Consider the following 14,215-nt stretch of genomic DNA (forward strand, 5'->3'; position numbering starts at 1 on the left):
GCGCCGCCCGAACGGGCCAACGCAATTTTGAAGTTCAGGCTTCTTCAGGCCCACGGGCCATGGCGACGATGCCGGTGCGGCCGACCTCGACGAGGCCGAGGTCGCGCATCAGCGCCACGAAGCTGTCGATCTTGTCCGGGGCGCCGGTCATCTCGAAGATGAAGCTTTCGGTCGTGGTATCGACCGGGCGAGCGCGGAACACGTCGGCGATACGCAGGGCCTCGACACGCTTCTCGCCGACGCCCGCGACCTTCACCAGCGCCAGTTCGCGCGCCACATGCGGGCCGACTTCGGTGAGATCGACGACCTTGTGGACCGGAACGAGACGCTCGAGCTGCGCGTGGATCTGGTCGATCTGGCTGCGCGGGCCGTGCGTCACGATCGTGATCCGGCTCACCGAATGGTTGTCGGTGATGTCGGCCACGGTGAGGCTGTCGATATTGTAGCCGCGTGCGGTGAACAGGCCTGCGATCTTGGCGAGAATGCCCGCCTCGTTGTCGACCGTCACGGTCAGGACGTGCCGTTCCTCGGCTTCATGCTGGATGTGCATCATGGGTTCTCTCGTCCTCAGACCAGCGCTTTGGCTTCGTCGTCCATCGTGCCGGCAACGCTGTCGCCGTAGAGGATCATGTCGGTGTGCGCCGCGCCCGAGGGGATCATCGGGAAGCAGTTGGTTTCCTTGTGGACCAGACAGTCGACGATCACCGGACCGGGATGGTCGATCATCGCCTGGATGCCCGCATCAAGCTCGCTCTCGTTCTCGATGCGGATGCCCTTCCAGCCGTAAGCCTCGGCCAGCTTCACGAAGTCAGGCAGGCTGTCCGAATAGGAGTTCGAATAGCGGCTCTCGTACGTCAGTTCCTGCCACTGGCGGACCATGCCCATCCACTCGTTGTTGAGGATGAAGACCTTGACCGGCAGGCGGTACTGCGTGGCGGTGCCCAGCTCCTGGATGTTCATCTGGATCGAGGCGTCGCCCGCGATGTCGATGACGAGGCTGTCGGGGTTGCCGCACTGCGCGCCGATCGCTGCGGGCAGGCCGTAGCCCATGGTGCCCAGACCGCCCGAAGTCAGCCACTTGTTGGGCTTAAAGAAGGGGAAGTACTGTGCCGCCCACATCTGGTGCTGGCCGACTTCGGTGGAGATAACCGGGTCCTTCGACTTGGTCAGCTCGTACAGTCGCTCGACCGCCAGCTGCGGCATGATCGCCTGCGCGTTCGAGGGGTAAGCGAGGCTCTTGCGTTCCCGCCAGCCGTCGACGCGGGCCTTCCACGCGGTCAGGTCCTGAGCCTTGCGGGTGCCCCACTCGGTGAGGATCTGTTCGAGCACCACGGCGCAGTCGCCGATGATCGGCAGGTCCACCGGCACGACCTTGTTGATTGATGCGCGGTCGATGTCGATGTGAATCTTCTCGGAATTCGGCGCGAAGGCGTCGAGGCGGCCGGTCACGCGGTCGTCGAAGCGGGCACCGACGCACAGGATGAGGTCAGCCTGGTTCATCGCCATGTTGGCCTCGAACGTTCCGTGCATGCCCAGCATGCCCAGCCAGTCGGCGTGGTCGGCCGGGAACGCGCCGAGGCCCATCAGCGTGGAGGTGACGGGCGCGCCGGTCTTCGCCTGCAGCTCGCGCAGCAGCGCGGTGGCGCGCGGACCGGCGTTGATGACGCCGCCGCCGGTGTAGAACACCGGAGTCTTGGCATTGGCCAGCATCTCGACCGCGCGGGCGATCTCTTCCGAGGTGCCCTCGGTGCGCGGGTTGTAGCGCTGCTTGCGCTGGATCGGGCCGTCGTTCCACGTTGCCATGGCGATCTGGACATCCTTGGGGATGTCGATCAGCACTGGGCCGGGGCGGCCGGTGGTGGCGATCTGGAACGCCTCGTCGATCACCGCGGCAAGGTCGTTCGGGTCCTTCACCAGATAGTTGTGCTTGGTGCAGTGGCGCGAGATGCCAACGGTGTCGGCTTCCTGGAATGCATCCGATCCGATCAGCCCGGTGGGAACCTGGCCGGTGATGACCACAAGCGGGATCGAATCCAGGAACGCGTCGGCAATGCCTGTGATCGCGTTGGTCGCGCCGGGGCCGGAGGTGACCAGCACGACGCCGGGCTTGCCGGTCGAACGCGCATAACCTTCGGCGGCGTGCGCCGCACCGGCCTCGTGGCGGACGAGGATGTGGCGAAGTCGTTCGTCACCGAAGAGAGCGTCGTAGATCGGTAGCACGGCGCCGCCGGGATAGCCGAATACGAACTCGACCCCCTGCTTGACCAGGCTTTCGACCAGGATGCTCGCGCCGCTGCGCTCTTCACTCACAATACATTCCTTCATTAATTCGTTCGGGCGGGAGCACCGGCAATTCCGGCTGCCTCCCTAATGAATCCGACCCGGCACGTCGGCTTGGGCGTACCGGGTCGTCTCCTCTCCTCCCCGCATAACTTCCATCAGCGAGGTAGGATCGGCCTCTAGGCATGTGGATATGTCAGGTCAACCCGGAAAGCGCAATAAAATATCATTTATGGCATTTGAGTTGTAATTTTCACATTGCAGGCGATGCCAATCCGCAGGGGGCTGGTGCCTCAGCCACGTAAATTGGCGCTTGGCGTAGTTGCGGGTCGCCTGCGATCCGCGTTCGATGGCGGTTTGCAGCGTCCATTCGCCCTTGATGACGCCCGTGAGCTCCGGGACGCCGATGGCGCGCATCACCGCGAGGGCGGGGTCGAGATCGCGGGCGAGGAGTGCCTCCACTTCCGCCAGGGCGCCGCGCTCGACCATGCGCTCGAACCGCAGGTCGCAGCGCGCATAAAGCCACTGGCGCTCGGGCAGCAGGATCGCAGGGTGAAGCGCGACCGCGTGGCCGATGCCGCCTTCGGTCTGTGTCTGCCAGTGCGTGAGGCCGTGACCGGTGGAGCGCACGACCTCCAGCGCGCGTGCGACGCGCGTGGTATCTGCCGGGGAGAGGCGGGCGGCACGCTCGGGGTCTTCGACGAGGAGGGCAGCGTAGGCCTCGGCGACGGGCAGGGCACGCACCGCCTCGCGGATGTCCGGATCGATCGCAGGGATCGGCGCGATCCCGTCGAGCATGGTGCGGATATAAAGGCCGGTGCCGCCGACGAGGATCGGCACCGCGCCCTCGGCGTGGACTTGCGCGATGGTCCCGGCTGCCGCGCGCGCCCAGTCGGCTGCGGAGCAGCTTTGCGCGCCGTCCCAGGCACCGAACAGGCGGTGCTCGATGCCGCCCATGTCCGCTTCGGTCGGACGCGCGCTCAGGACCGTCAGGTCGGCGTAGACTTGCGAGCTGTCCGCGTTGACCACCACCGCGCGGCGGCCCCGACGTTCGAGTTCCTGCGCCAGGGCGACCGCACAATCGCTCTTGCCGCTGGCGGTCGGCCCTGCGATGAGCGCCAGCGGCGGCCGGTCTCCGGCTGAGATATCGTATGGCGCATCAAGGGAATTCGCAGTGCTCATTGCCCGGCTGATAGCAGAACCGGATCATCTTTCGACCAGTCTCGAAGCCGCGAAAGCGCAAATGGCTGAAGGCGGCGTGCGGATCGCGGATGCGACGATGCTCGATTTCTGCGGGCAGACGATGCAGATCGACTCGCCTGATGATAACGCCGACGTCCTGCGCGCCGCGCTCGACGCGCATTTCGGCACGACTGACGGCCTCGTCGCCGCCGATGAACCGGTGGTGCCCAAGGTGTTCATTTCCGACATGGATTCGACCATGATCGGGCAGGAATGCATCGACGAACTCGGCGATTTCGCAGGGTTGAAGGAGCGCATCGCCGACATCACAGAGCGCGCCATGCAGGGCGAACTCGACTTCGAGCAGGCCCTGCGCGAGCGTGTCGGGCTGCTGAAGGGGCTCTCCACCAGCGCCATCGACGAATGCCTCGCCACGCGAATCCGGCCGATGCCGGGTGCGAAAGTGCTGGTCGAGACGCTCAAGAAGCTGGGCTGCCGCACCGTACTGGTGACCGGCGGCTTCCATCACTTCGCCGATCCCGTGGCGGAGATGCTGGGCTTCGAGCATGTCGTCGGCAACCGCCTCGAAGTTGCGGACGGCAAGCTGACCGGCGGCCTCGTCGGCGGGATCGTCGATTCGTCGGTGAAGAAGGCGACGCTGCTGGCCGAACTGGAAGCGGCCGGAAACATGGGGGGCGAGGGTGTCACCAGTCTCGCGACCGGCGACGGTGCGAATGATATTCCGATGTTGGAGACGGCGACTTACGGCATCGCCTATCACGCCAAGCCCAAGGCACGCGCGGCCTCGAACGGCTGGATCGATCGCGGTGACCTGACCAGCGTGCTGCGCCTGCTTGGTATTCCCGAGAAAGACTGGGTGCGCTAACTAGCCCCTCGTCATTGCGAGCGAAGCGAAGCAACCCAGGGCGTCGTGGTGCTGCTCTGGATTGCTTCGCTTCGCTCGCAATGACGAAGTAGATTATCCCGCGCTGACTTCCAGAACTTCGATCGCCTCTTCCCGGCCGTTGAAGTCCACGAAATCGCCCACTTCCGCGCCCAGCAGTGCCTTGGCGAGCGGGGCGACGAATGCGAGCCGGTCGTGCGCCGGATCTGCCTCGTCATGGCCGACGATGACGATCTCGCGCGCCTTGCCCCCCAGCATGAACCGCACGCGGCTGCCGAAGCGGACGATGCCGCCCTCCGGCACCGGCTGCACTTGCGCCGTATCGACCCGCGCCTGCCAGTAGCGCAAATCCCGCTTGGCCGAAGTGAGCGCGGTCTCCTCGGTCAGTGCCGCGACTTGTGCTTCCAATTCCGCGATCTTGCCGACGATCAGTTGCCGCCCGTGTACGGTCACAAGGTTCGGACCCGGCGGGATCGGCACCTCGAACTTGGGCTCCAAGTGCTCCTCATCCCCGTCGCGCCGGAAGGCGACGCTCATTTCCCGCGGCCCATCAAGGTTTCGAGTTCTTCGTGGACCTCCAGCCATTCGGTCTCGGCCAGTTCGAGGGCTTCCGCCGCCGTCCCGTGAAGCTTGCCCAGCGCACCGACTGCCAGGCCCTTGAGATCGCCCTTCGCCGAGGCCGGATCGGCCAGCGCGTCGAGCAGGCTGTCGACGTGAGCTTGTGCGCGCTTCATGCGCGTCTCGGCCGCCGTCACCTTCTTGCGCAGTGCCTTCAGTTCCTCGCGCGCGATGGCGCCGCTCTTCTTGACCGGTGCATCGCCGCCCTTGGCTGAGACCGTCTCGACCTTGGGCTGGTTCCGGCCGAGCACGAAGTCGATGTAGTCCTCCATCGACCCGTCGTAGTTCTCCGCCGTGCCGCCTTCGACCAGTACCAGCCGGTCGGCCGCCAGTTCGACCATGTGGCGATCGTGGCTGACGAGGATCACCGCGCCCTCGAACGAGTTGAGCGCCTGCACCAGAGCCTCGCGCGCATCGACGTCGAGGTGGTTGGTCGGCTCGTCGAGGATCAGCATGTGCGGCGCGTCGCGCGTCACCAGCGCCAGCGCCAGACGCGCGCGCTCACCGCCCGAAAGCGTGCCAGTCACCGCCGTCGCGCGGTTGCCCGAGAAGCCGAAGCGGCCGAGCTGCCCGCGCACCGCGAGCGGCGGCTTGCCCTCCATCGCGCGGGTCATCAATTCCAGCGGGGTGGAATCGCCCGGCAGTTCCTCCACCTGATACTGCGTGAAGTAGCCGATGCGGATCTTGGGCGAGAAGGTGATCCCGCCTTCCATCGGCTCCAGCTGGCGTGCAAGCAGGCGCGCCAGCGTGGTCTTGCCGTTGCCGTTGCGGCCCAGCAGCGCGATGCGGTCCTCGGGATCGATGCGCAAGTTGAGGCGGCGCAGGATCGGCTTGTCCTCGACGTAGCCCACGGCGGCGAGGTCCAGCGTGATGAGCGGTGGGCGCAGTTCGTCGGGGCTGGGGAAGTCGAAGCTGAGCGAGGCGTCCTCCGCCATCGCCGCGATCGGCTGCATCTTCGCCAACATCTTGGCGCGAGACTGCGCCTGCTTCGCGGTCGAGGCACGCGCCGAATTGCGCGCGACGTAATCGGCCAGCTTCTTCTTCTGCGCTTCCTGGTTGGCGCGGGCGGCGGCGGCCTGGGCGGCGCGTTCGGCGCGGATGCGCTCGAAGCTGTCGTAGTCGCCGGGATAGAGCGTCAGCTTGCCCTGTTGCAGGTGCAGGATGTGATCGACCACGGTGTTGAGCAGGTCGCGCTCGTGGCTGATGACCAGCAGCGTCTTGGGGTAGCTCTTGAGGAAGTTCTCCAGCCACAGCGTCGCTTCGAGGTCGAGGTGGTTCGACGGTTCGTCGAGCAGCATGACGTCGGGCTCGGAGAACAGCAGCGAGGCGAGCGCGACGCGCATCTTCCAGCCACCCGAGAAACTGTCGAGAGGGCGCGCCTGCATCTCCTCGTCGAAGCCGAGGCCGACGAGGATGCGCGCCGCGCGGGCAGGGGCGGTGTAGGCGTCGATCGCGATCAGCCGCTCGTGCACGTCGCCGAGGCGGTTGGGATCGGTGCACGTCTCGGCCTCGGCCAGAAGTGCGGTGCGCTCGGTGTCGGCTTCTACCACTGCCTCGAATGGGGTTCGGGTGCCGTTGGGTGCCTCCTGCGCAATGTAGCCGAGACGCGCACGGCGCGGCATCTCGACCGAACCGCCGTCGGGATCGAGTTCGCCAATGATGGTCTTCACCAGCGTGGACTTGCCGGCGCCGTTACGGCCGATCAGCCCGATCTTGCCGTTTTGCGGCAGCGTGGCCGACGCGCCGTCGATGATGGTGCGGCCGCCGAGGCGCACGGTGATATCGCGAATGCTCAACATGGGGCGAGCGCCTAGCAGGGTCGGAGAGAAAGCGGAACAAGATCAACACAAGGAATCTGGGGCCATCGCCCCAGACCCCCATACCGTCGTCGTTGTCTGTGCAGCCTTGTCAGCCAAGATGACGCCGAAGCTATTTTGTCTTCCACTTCACCGTCGAGCGTAAGGATGCGTCGCGCGTGACCTCGACGGTATACGGGGTGCAGGGGTGGTAAACCCCTGCGTCCGTTAGGCGCTTTTAATGTCGTCTAGTTAACACTTGACGCCTTGCGAAACTTATCAACACGAAAACTTTGCCCGCATGTTTCCAGCACTTCTCCTCCACCTGTCGCAAACCGCAGGAATCCTTTAGAGTTTGGGCTTGCAACCCCGAATCACATGTGATTCAAGCGACATATGCGGACCGTGCGACAGGACACCAACATAGCCAGAGAACGTCTCGTGAAGGGCCTTGCCCTCGCGCTGCTGTTGCTCATGGGTCTCTGGTGCGTCGCCGGACCCAGCGGCTTGCTTGCTTGGGGTGAAAACCAGCGCCTGCTCGATCAGCGCGAGAAGCAACTGGTCGATCTCAAGGTCGATCGCGATCATCTCAAGAACCGCGTCGCACTGCTCGATCCCAGGAAGATGGATCCCGACCTCGCGGGCGAACTGGTCCGCAGCAACCTGAACGTCGCGCGTCCCGACGAGATGGTTATGCAACTCCCCTGAGGTCTCGCGCGTTGCCTCTCGTTGGAGAGATGTCGCAATGCCGTTTTTTGCAAACCTCGTTGCAAAAAAGTCCACGTTCGGAGCCCGTTTTCGAGCCTGCGCGCTTTCGCTTTGGCTGCGTCCTTCCTATACCGCCCTCACTGAAACGATCGCACCAACGATGGGGAGCACCCGTTGCCCAAAGCAAAGACCCCGGCAGTAGAAACCGCTGCCGTAGAAGAGGATTTCGCGCTCCACAGCCTCCAGGAAGCCCTGGACGCGGACAAGCGCTACAAGCCTTCCAAGGAAGAGCTCCTGCATTTCTATGAGCAGATGCTGCTCATCCGCCGCTTCGAGGAAAAGGCCGGCCAGCTTTACGGCCTCGGCCTGATCGGCGGCTTCTGCCACCTCTACATCGGCCAGGAAGCTGTCGCCGTGGGCCTGCAGTCCGCGCTCGACAACGACAAGGACTCGGTGATCACCGGTTACCGCGACCATGGCCACATGCTCGCCTACGGCATCGATCCCAAGGTCATCATGGCCGAGCTGACCGGCCGCGAAGCCGGTATCTCGAAGGGCAAGGGCGGCTCGATGCACATGTTCTCCGTGGAGCATCGCTTCTACGGCGGCCACGGCATCGTCGGCGCGCAGGTCTCGCTTGGCGCGGGTCTGGCGTTCGCGCACAAGTACCGTGAAGACGGCGGCGTCGCGATGGCCTACTTCGGCGATGGCGCGGCCAACCAGGGCCAGGTCTACGAGAGCTTCAACATGGCGGCTCTCTGGAAGCTGCCGATCATCTTCGTGATCGAGAACAACGGCTACGCCATGGGCACCGCCGTGAAGCGCGGCTCGGCCGAGACGCACTTCCACCGCCGCGGCACCGCGTTCCGCATTCCCGGCATGTCGGTGGACGGCATGGACGTTCTCGAAGTCCGCAAGTCGGCCGAGATCGCGCTGGAATACGTGCGCGCGGGCAATGGTCCGGTTCTCATGGAACTGAACACGTACCGCTATCGCGGCCACTCGATGTCGGACCCTGCGAAGTACCGCAGTCGCGAGGAAGTCCAGGGCGTGCGCGAAAAGCGCGACCCGATCGACCACGCCAAGACCGAACTGCTGGCCATGGGCGTGACCGAAGAAAGCCTCAAGGAAGTCGACAAGCGCATCCGCGCGCAGGTCGCCCAGTCCGCCGACTTCGCCGAGAACTCGCCGGAGCCCAGCGCCCCCGAACTGTATACCGACGTCCTGGTGGAGAGCTACTGAGATGGCGATCGAACTGAAGATGCCCGCTCTCTCCCCGACGATGGAAGAGGGCAAGCTGGCCAAGTGGCTGGTCAAGGAAGGCGACGAGGTTTCCTCGGGCACCATCCTTGCTGAAATCGAGACCGACAAGGCGACGATGGAATTCGAATCCATCGACGAAGGCACCGTCGGCAAGATCCTCGTCGCCGAAGGCACCGAGGGCGTGAAGGTCGGCACCGTGATCGCGATGCTGGCCGGTGAAGGCGAGGATGCCTCCGCCGTCGAAGCGCCCAAGGCTGCCGAAAAGGTCGAAGAGGCTCCCAAGTCGGAAGAGAAGAAGCCTGCCGAGGGCGGCACCGCCAATCTCGCCAGCGACCTCAAGACCGCACGCGACCCGCAGCTGCCGCATGGCACCAACATGAAGACCTCGACCGTACGCGACGCTCTGCGCGACGCCATGGCCGAGGAAATGCGCCGCGACAGCCGCGTCTTCGTGATGGGCGAGGAAGTCGCCGAGTACCAGGGCGCCTACAAGGTGACTCAGGGCCTGCTCGAAGAGTTCGGTCCCACCCGCGTCATCGACACGCCGATCACCGAGTACGGCTTCGCCGGCATCGGCACCGGCGCGGCGATGGGCGGTCTGCGTCCGGTCATCGAGTTCATGACGTTCAACTTCGCCATGCAGGCGATCGACCACATCATCAACTCGGCCGCCAAGACCAACTACATGTCCGGCGGCCAGATGCGCTGCCCGATCGTGTTCCGTGGTCCCAACGGCGCGGCCTCGCGCGTGGGCGCCCAGCACTCGCAGAACTACGGTCCGTGGTACGCCAACGTCCCCGGCCTCGTGGTCATTGCGCCGTACGATGCTTCGGACGCCAAGGGCCTGCTCAAGGCGGCCATCCGTTCGGAAGACCCGGTCGTGTTCCTCGAGAACGAGCTGGTCTACGGTCGTTCGTTCGAACTGCCCGAACTGGACGACCACGTCCTGCCGATCGGCAAGGCGCGGATCATGCGCGAAGGCAAGGACGTGACGATCGTGTCCTACTCGATCGGCGTCGGCCTCGCTCTCGAGGCAGCCGAGCGTCTGGCCGAAGAGGGCATCGACGCCGAAGTCATCGATCTTCGCACCCTGCGCCCGCTCGACAAGGAAACGGTGCTCGCCAGCCTCGCCAAGACCAACCGCATGGTCGTGGCCGAGGAAGGCTTCCCGGTCTGCTCGATCGCCTCGGAAATCATCGCGATCTGCATGGAAGACGGCTTCGACAACCTCGACGCGCCGGTCGTGCGCGTGTGCAACGAGGACGTGCCGCTGCCTTACGCCGCGAACCTCGAAAAGCTGGCGATCATCGACGCTGACCGCATCGTGGCGGCGGTGAAGAAGGTCACCTACAGGTAATCTCTTCGCCCACGGGCTTTGAGATGATGCGCGGGCGGCGGTGCTTCGGCACCGTCGCCCGTGTCGCGTTTGGGGTTTCGCCTCGCTCCGGCACCGACTAGGGAAACCGGGTGACCGACTCCCCAACTCCCACGATTTCCGCCTCGAACGAGGACATCCTCGTGCAGTCGCTGCCCACAGTGTCGCGCCTGGCGCTGGTCTATGCGCCGAAGTCCGCGCGTGAGCAGACGCTGGCATTGTTGGCGCTCGACGCGCGCCTTGCGCATCTGCTGCGGCATTCGCGCGAGCCGATGATGGCGCAGCTGCGTCTGGCATGGTGGCGCGAATCCCTCGGCCAGTCGGCCGAGCAGTGGCCCAATGGCGAGCCCCTGCTGGCGCTGCTGAAAAGCTGGAACGGCCATCACGGCGGTCTCGCCGCGCTCGTCGATGGCTGGGAAGCCATGACCGGGCCCGCGCCGCTTTTCGCCGAAGCGCTTGAGACCATGGCGCATGGCAGGGCCGAGGCGTTCGCCGCGCTGGCCGACGCTCTCGGCCGGAGCCAGGAGCGCGAGGCCGCGATGAAGCTGGGCCGCGCCTGGGCGCTCAACGATCTGGCGATGCGGCTCGGCCATGCCAGCGAGCGTGAGACCGCGCGCGAACTCGCACAGGCGAGCAGCGGTGCGCGGGTGTCCCGTTCCTTGCGCCCGCTGATGGTGCTTCACGGCCTAGCCGCGCGGCGTCTCGCCAAGGGTGAAGAATCCGGCGCGACTTCGCCTGCTGCCATGCTCAAGGCGATGCGGCTCGGGCTGCTGGGGTTCTGATTGCAGCGTTGTAATTTCCGCTCGCGCGCCGGGTGGTTCTAGGATCGCGGGGTCATGGATACCGCGCAATGAATCGCTTTCTGCTTGGCGGCCTCGCCGTTTTCGTACTCCTGGGCATCGGCCTGTTCTGGTGGCAGGGACACGCCGAAGTCGAGGCCGCCGCCCCACCAGCGGCGCCGATGGCGACGGAGCCTGCCCCGCTGCCGAGCGCCGATGTGGGCGACATGGTCGGCCCCGAACTTCCCGAGGCGACCGAACTCAGCCGCGAGCAGCGCCGCTTCGGACGCTACGATCGCGACCGTGATGGACGGATTTCCCGCAACGAGATGCTTTCGACGCGCTCGGACATTTTCCGCAAGCTCGACAAGGACGGCAACAATCTGCTGACGTTCGAGGAATGGGCCGTGGCCACGGTCGACAAGTTCGACGGCGCCGACGGCGACCGCGACGGCTATCTCACGCCTGCCGAATTCCGCAAGACGGCGCCGCCGCCTAAGCCCAAGGCGAAGTGTTCGTGTTGATTTTTGCGGTCGGGTGGTGCCCACCCCGCTGCGACTAACTCGCTACGCTCGCAAGTCTCGCTGCCCCTCCCGTAAACGGGAGGGGGTAAGCGCAGGCCTCTCATTCCCCTCCCGCTTGCGGGAGGGGGCAGGGGCGGGCCGCACCAGTGTCAGACCGCGATGCTCTCAAGCCACGGCGCGATCTCGGCCTTGGCGCGCTCTGTATAGGCCTCCTTGCGCTGCTTCTTCTTTACGTCGTGCAGCGGCGGGAACAGGCCGAAGTTGACGTTCATCGGCTGATAGGTCTCGGCCTCGGCATCGCCGGTGATGTGCGAGAGCAGGGCGCCCATCGCAGTTGTGCGCGGCGGGGCCTGCCATTCGCGGCCCGCGAGGTCAGCCGAGGCCATCAGGCCCGCCATCAGGCCGACCGCGGCGCTCTCTACATAGCCTTCGCAGCCGGTGATCTGCCCGGCAAAGCGCACATTCGGCGCGGTCTTCAGGCGCAGGGTGCGGTCCAGCAGCACCGGCGAATTGAGGAAGGTGTTGCGGTGCAGGCCGCCGAGACGCGCGAACTCGGCGTTCTCCAGCCCCGGGATCGTGCGGAACAGGCGCACTTGCTCGGCGTGCTTCAGCTTGGTCTGGAAGCCGACCATGTTCCAGATCGTTCCGAGGTTGTTGTCCTGCCGCAGCTGCACCACCGCATAGGCCCAGCGGCCGTTCGGGTGCTCCGGGGTCGCCCAGTGCGGGTTGTCGAGACCGACCGGCTTCATCGGGCCGAAGCGCAGGGTGTCGATGCCGCGCTCGGCCATGACTTCGATGGGCATGCAGCCGTCGAAGTAGGGGGTGTTTGCCTCCCACTCCTTGAACGCGGTCTTCTCGCCCGCGACTAGCCCCGCGTGGAATGCCAGGTACTGCTCCTTGGTCATCGGGCAGTTGATGTAGTCCTTGGTCTCGCCCTTGTCCCAGCGCGAGGCCATCCAACACACGTCCATGTCGATGGTGTCGCGGTAGACGATGGGGGCGATGGCGTCGAAGAACGCGAGGCTGTCGGCGCCGGTCGCCTTGCCGATCGAGCCGGCCAGCGCCTCTGCGGTGAGGGGGCCTGTGGCGACGATCACTGGCGCATCGGCGGGCAGGGCGTCGATGCGTTCGCGCACGATCTCGACGTTGGGCAGCGCGGCAAGGCGCGCCTCGACTTCGGCGGAGAAGATCTCGCGGTCCACGGCCAGCGCCGATCCGGCGGGCACTTCAGCCTTGGCGGCGGCGCTCATGATGAGCGAATCGCATTGGCGCATCTCGTGGTGGAGCAGGCCGACGGCGTTCTTCTCGTGATCGTCCGAGCGGAACGAATTGGAGCAGACCAGTTCGGCGAGGCCGTCGCTCTGATGGGCCGGGCTGCGTTCCCCGGTCCCGCGCATTTCCGAGAGGCGCACCTTGAAGCCCCGGCGGCCGAGTTGCCATGCCGCTTCGCTTCCAGCGAGGCCGCCGCCGATGATGTGGATCTGATGGGTCATGCGGCAGCGCCTAGACCCTATCGCGGCGATGGAAAAGCCCTGCGGCATCTGTCATGGCATGGCGGTTATCGAAGGAGACCGCATGCCGCACCGCGCCCTGATCGAACGCCGTCCCTGGCTGCTGGCTAGCATCGTGCTTGCCGTCGCGTGGGTCTGGCTGCGCGGGAGCACCTTGCCGGGGCTTTACCTGATCGTGCTCAAGGGCGCGCCGCTGGCCTTGCTGGCGGTCTATGCGGTGCTGCGGCATCGGGGGAACGACACCCGCTCGCTGGCGGGGATGCTGGGACTGGAGGCGGTCGGCTCGGCGCTGTGGTACGACGTGCCGGTGATCGGGCTGAACGCGATGCTGATCGCCTTCCTGATCGGCCTGTCGCTGTTCCTGATGCACCGCCGTGCGGTGATGGACGGCGGGCGCAAGGTGGCGGCGCTGGTGCTGACGCTGGGCACGCCGCTGCTGTGCTTCTTCGCGGCGGACCGGGCAGGCGTGGGCGTGCCGCTGTTCCTCGGCCTTGCGCTGGGCGGCATGGCGGCATCGGCATGGATCAGCACCTTCCCGCGCTCGCGCGTCGGCCTTGGCGCGGCGCTGGTCGTGGCGGGCGTGGTGCTGGAAATCGCGGCGGCAGGCGGCAACGCGATTCTGGCGATGGTGGCCTGGCCGCTATTCTACATCGGTAATGTAGTGCTGGCGACAGGCGTGACCGGGGAACTGCGCATACGCGGTGAGGGTTTCTGAGCGGCGATCTCACTTTTACCTGTCATCCCAGCGAAGGCTGGGACCGCTGGCCGTGAACGGCCCAGCTATCGTCAGGGCTCACCAACCTAAGGGTATATATCCCACCCCCGTCATCCCCGCGAAGGCGGGGACCCAGCTGATGCCGGTTCAACAGGCGCTGTCAGCAGATGGGTTCCCGCCTTCGCGGGAATGACGGGGTGGGGGGGCTGCGTTGTGCGTGCAGCACATACGACTTTGCCCGCTGGCGAGTGCGGGCCATTACGCCGGGGAAATCAACGCATCCGAAGTGAACATCGGGTCGGCGTCGGGAGCGTCCTCACCGGGACGCGGGGTTTTGTGTTCCGTGAAGCTCTGGCGAGCGGCCGGGTAACTCACGGTGCAGCCCGGCTCGACCTGTATTCCATCGGAAAGTCCCATGTGGCCGTCGTTAGGGTTCGCATCGTTATCGGCCGAAGGCTATCCGGGATGGCCGTCCCAAGTCCTGCCGTGTGTCGCAGGAACGTATGGACGGCGTTTCCGGTAGCGCAGAGACAGTCCGGGTCTTCGAACGGACGCGTGGT

At 65.5% G+C, this 14,215-nt stretch carries 13 protein-coding genes; 7 read left to right on the forward strand and 6 right to left on the reverse strand.

Annotated features, from left to right (window positions below; translation table 11 throughout):
• Window positions 1–34: 34 nt before the first annotated feature.
• The 3 genes from ilvN to miaA form a co-directional block, all read right to left on the reverse strand.
• Window positions 35–553 (reverse strand): acetolactate synthase small subunit, encoded by a 519-nt coding sequence (gene ilvN, locus LH128_RS30105; RefSeq protein ID WP_036524725.1) that lies wholly within the window; start codon window positions 551–553, stop codon window positions 35–37.
• 14 nt (window positions 554–567) lie between these two features.
• Window positions 568–2,310, reverse strand: a complete 1,743-nt coding sequence (gene ilvB, locus LH128_RS30110; RefSeq protein ID WP_008833478.1) for a biosynthetic-type acetolactate synthase large subunit — start codon at window positions 2,308–2,310, stop codon at window positions 568–570.
• Between the two features lie 171 nt (window positions 2,311–2,481).
• Window positions 2,482–3,462: a tRNA (adenosine(37)-N6)-dimethylallyltransferase MiaA gene (gene miaA, locus LH128_RS30115; RefSeq protein WP_008833479.1), complete on the reverse strand. Its 981-nt coding sequence runs from the start codon at window positions 3,460–3,462 to the stop codon at window positions 2,482–2,484.
• Between miaA and serB the strand changes: the two genes are divergently transcribed.
• Window positions 3,455–4,348, forward strand: coding sequence for a phosphoserine phosphatase SerB (gene serB, locus LH128_RS30120; RefSeq protein WP_037522100.1), 894 nt, complete (start codon window positions 3,455–3,457; stop codon window positions 4,346–4,348). The two genes, miaA and serB, sit on opposite strands and share 8 nt — an antisense overlap.
• 93 nt (window positions 4,349–4,441) lie before the next feature.
• Here serB and LH128_RS30125 read toward each other — a convergent pair whose 3' ends face one another.
• Both LH128_RS30125 and LH128_RS30130 read right to left on the reverse strand, forming a co-directional pair.
• The gene (locus LH128_RS30125) at window positions 4,442–4,903 is read right to left on the reverse strand and encodes a GreA/GreB family elongation factor (protein WP_008833481.1); all 462 of its coding nucleotides are present in this window, start codon (window positions 4,901–4,903) and stop codon (window positions 4,442–4,444) included.
• Window positions 4,900–6,783 carry an ABC-F family ATP-binding cassette domain-containing protein gene (locus tag LH128_RS30130; protein ID WP_008833482.1) on the reverse strand — a complete coding sequence of 628 codons (1,884 nt, stop codon included), beginning with the start codon at window positions 6,781–6,783 and terminating at the stop codon, window positions 4,900–4,902. Before LH128_RS30130 ends, LH128_RS30125 begins: the two co-directional genes overlap by 4 nt.
• A 393-nt stretch (window positions 6,784–7,176) precedes the next feature.
• Between LH128_RS30130 and LH128_RS30135 the strand changes: the two genes are divergently transcribed.
• The 5 genes from LH128_RS30135 (at window position 7,177) to LH128_RS30155 (ending at window position 11,429) form a co-directional block, all read left to right on the forward strand.
• Complete coding sequence (locus LH128_RS30135) at window positions 7,177–7,488, forward strand: FtsB family cell division protein (protein ID WP_036524742.1); 312 nt, start codon at window positions 7,177–7,179, stop codon at window positions 7,486–7,488.
• Between the two features lie 174 nt (window positions 7,489–7,662).
• Window positions 7,663–8,730: a pyruvate dehydrogenase (acetyl-transferring) E1 component subunit alpha gene (pdhA, locus tag LH128_RS30140; protein WP_008833484.1), complete on the forward strand. Its 1,068-nt coding sequence runs from the start codon at window positions 7,663–7,665 to the stop codon at window positions 8,728–8,730.
• A gap of 1 nt (window position 8,731) precedes the next feature.
• Window positions 8,732–10,108 (forward strand): pyruvate dehydrogenase complex E1 component subunit beta, encoded by a 1,377-nt coding sequence (locus LH128_RS30145; RefSeq protein WP_008833485.1) that lies wholly within the window; start codon window positions 8,732–8,734, stop codon window positions 10,106–10,108.
• Window positions 10,109–10,218: 110 nt separating this feature from the next.
• The gene (locus LH128_RS31650) at window positions 10,219–10,908 is read left to right on the forward strand and encodes a hypothetical protein (protein ID WP_008833486.1); all 690 of its coding nucleotides are present in this window, start codon (window positions 10,219–10,221) and stop codon (window positions 10,906–10,908) included.
• A gap of 68 nt (window positions 10,909–10,976) precedes the next feature.
• On the forward strand, window positions 10,977–11,429 hold the full coding sequence (locus LH128_RS30155) for a hypothetical protein (RefSeq protein WP_008833487.1): 453 nt from the start codon (window positions 10,977–10,979) through the stop codon (window positions 11,427–11,429).
• 149 nt (window positions 11,430–11,578) lie between these two features.
• On the opposite strand, the gene trmFO is transcribed toward LH128_RS30155, so the two are convergent.
• Window positions 11,579–12,922: a methylenetetrahydrofolate--tRNA-(uracil(54)-C(5))-methyltransferase (FADH(2)-oxidizing) TrmFO gene (gene trmFO / locus LH128_RS30160; protein ID WP_008833488.1), complete on the reverse strand. Its 1,344-nt coding sequence runs from the start codon at window positions 12,920–12,922 to the stop codon at window positions 11,579–11,581.
• Window positions 12,923–13,004: 82 nt separating this feature from the next.
• On the opposite strand from trmFO, the gene LH128_RS30165 reads away from it, so the two are divergent.
• Window positions 13,005–13,655: a hypothetical protein gene (locus LH128_RS30165; protein WP_008833489.1), complete on the forward strand. Its 651-nt coding sequence runs from the start codon at window positions 13,005–13,007 to the stop codon at window positions 13,653–13,655.
• Window positions 13,656–14,215 lie beyond the last annotated feature (560 nt).

The sequence above is a fragment of the Sphingomonas sp. LH128 genome (genome assembly GCF_000293195.2).
GTDB classification, from domain to species: domain Bacteria; phylum Pseudomonadota; class Alphaproteobacteria; order Sphingomonadales; family Sphingomonadaceae; genus Novosphingobium; species Novosphingobium resinovorum_A.